Here is a 2,444-nt window from a genome sequence, read left to right as displayed (position 1 = left end):
GGTGCGTCGTTGGCGCCGTTGATGGTGATGGTCACGGTGGCGGTGTCGAAACCACCGTTGCCGTCGAGGACCGTGTAACTGAAGGTGTCGGTGAAGGTTTCGCCGTCATCGAGACCTTGTGCGGCGGCGCTCGGGGTGTAGGTGAATGTGCCTGTGCCCGAATCGAAGACCAGCGATCCGTGTGCCGGCTGGGTGAGTGAGCCGACGAACGGTGTGAGCGGGTCGTTTTCGGCATCGGTGTCGTTGTTCAACAGGTTGGTGAGGTTGAACGTCAGCGGCGGGGAGTCCTCCCCGGTGCTGAAGGCATCGTCGACGGCGACGGGTGCGTCGTTGGAGCCGGTGACGGTGATGGTGACGGTTCCGGTGGCGTTCCCGCCGTTGCCGTCGGAGACGGTGTAGGTGAAGGTGTCGTCCAATGATGCACCCGCACCGAGGGCTTGGGCGTTGGCGCCGGGGGTGTAGGTGAAGGTGCCGTCGCCGTTGTCGATGACGGCGCCGCCGTTGTCGGGCTGGGTGAAGCTCACCACTGTCAAGGTGTCGCCGTCGATGTCACTGTCGTTGGCGAGCACGTTGACGTTCACCGCGGAGTCTTCATTGGTGGTGGCGGTGTCCTCGCCGGCCACCGGTGTGTCGTTGGCCCCGGTGACGGTAATGGTCACGGTGCCGATGTCACTGCCACCGTTGCCGTCGGTGACGGTGTAGGTGAAGGTGTCTTGCAGTGAGTCGCCGTTGCCGAGGGCTTGGGCGTTGGCGCCGGGGGTGTAGGTCCAGGTGCCGTCCCCGTTGTCCACAACGGACCCGCCGTTGGTGGGTTGGGTGAACGACACAGCGGTCAGGGTGTCGCCGTCGATGTCGGTGTCGTTGGCGGCGAGGTAGACGTTCGGGTCGCCGGTCAGGGCACCGTCTTCACCGACGGAGAACGCATCGTCGACGGCGACTGGCGCGTCATTGAGGCCGGTGACGGTGACGGCCAGGGTGGCGTTGTCGAAAGCGCCGTGGGTGTCCGTCACTGTGTAAGTGAAGGTGTCGGTGGCTGTTTCGCCCGCGGCGAGTGTTTGGGCGTTCGGGCCGGGGGTGTAGGTGTAGGAGCCGTCGGTTCCGATGGTGACGGTGCCGTAGTTGCCGGTCATCGGGGTGGTGGTGGTGACTGTCAGGACATCGCCGTTGTCGATGTCGGTGTCGTTGGTCAGCACGTTGCCTGTGACCGGGGTTTCTTCGTCGGTGGCGTTGAGGTCATCGGCCGCGACGGGTGCGTCGTTGGTGCCGGTGATGGTGACGCTGAGGGTGGCGGTGTCGGTGCCGCCGTTGCCGTCGGAAACCTCGTACGTGAAGGTGTCGGTGCCGGTTTCGCCTTCGGCCAGAGCGTCGGCGCCCGCAGCGGATCCGGCGAAGGTCCCGGGACCGTTGGTGTAGAGGTTTTGCGGGAGCCCGAGCACCGCGCCTGCGCTGTATGTGGTGATGACGATGGTGACGGGTTGGCCGGCCGTGAGGGTGGGGTCGACTCGCGGGCAGAAGCCCTGAGTGCCGCAGGTATCTGCGGTGCCGCTGTCATCGTTGAAGTCGAGCAGGGTGCCAGGTGCGGACGGGTCGAAGGTTGCGCCGCCGAACACGTAGATCATGGTGTCGACCAGTGCGCCCGTCTGGCCGAATTCGTATGTGCCCGTTGCGCTGGGGGTGAACACTACGGCGACGTAGTCGTGGCCGCCGAATGTGTTGTCGCCCTGCGTGACCTGGCTGGGGTCGTTGAGGGTGATGGTGCCGCCGGTGGCTCCGACTGTGGTGCCTTGGCCGGGTGCGCTGCCGTTGTAGGGGGTGTAGGTGTAGCTGCCGTCGGGATTGATGGTGACGGTGCCGTAGGTGCCGTTCATCGGGGTGGTGGTGGTGACTTGGAGRGGGCCGCCGTCGATGTCGGTGTCGTTGGTGAGGACGTTGCCGGTGGTGGCGGTGTCTTCGTCGGTGTTGGCGAGGTCGTTGACGGCGTTGGGTGCGTCGTTGATGCCGGTGACGGTGATGGTGACCAGGCCGGTGTCGGTGGCGGTGCCGTCGGATACTTCGTAGGTGAAGGTGTCGGTGAGAGTGTCTCCGGCGCCCAGTGTTTGGGCGTTGGTGCCGGGGGTGTAGGTCCAGGTGCCGTCGGGGTTGGCTACGACGGTGCCGCCGTTGGTGGGTTGGGTGAAGGAGACTGCGGTGAGGTTTTCGAGGTCGACGTCGGTGTCGTTGCCGGCGAGGTAGAAGTTGGGGTCGCCGGTCAGCGGGGTGTCTTCGTTGGTGGTGAACGCGTCATCGACSGCGACGGGTGCGTCGTTGGCGCCGTTGATGGTGATGGTCACGGTGGCGGTGTCGAAACCACCGTTGCCGTCGAGGACCGTGTAACTGAAGGTGTCGGTGAAGGTTTCGCCGTCATCGAGACCTTGTGCGGCGGCGCTCGGGGTGTAGGTGAATGT

At 65.2% G+C, this 2,444-nt stretch carries 1 protein-coding gene; it reads right to left on the bottom strand.

Annotation, left to right across the window (positions count from 1 at the left end; all coding sequences use genetic code 11):
- A partial coding sequence (locus AC1DY7_RS31215) for an Ig-like domain-containing protein (protein WP_477497632.1) occupies nucleotides 1-2,444 on the bottom strand: 2,444 nt, incomplete at both ends.

The sequence above is a fragment of the Mycobacterium sp. P2_H7 genome, from assembly GCF_056403275.1.
Note: the sequence above shows the minus strand (reverse complement) of the source record. Positions and strands in the feature narration are given on the sequence as shown.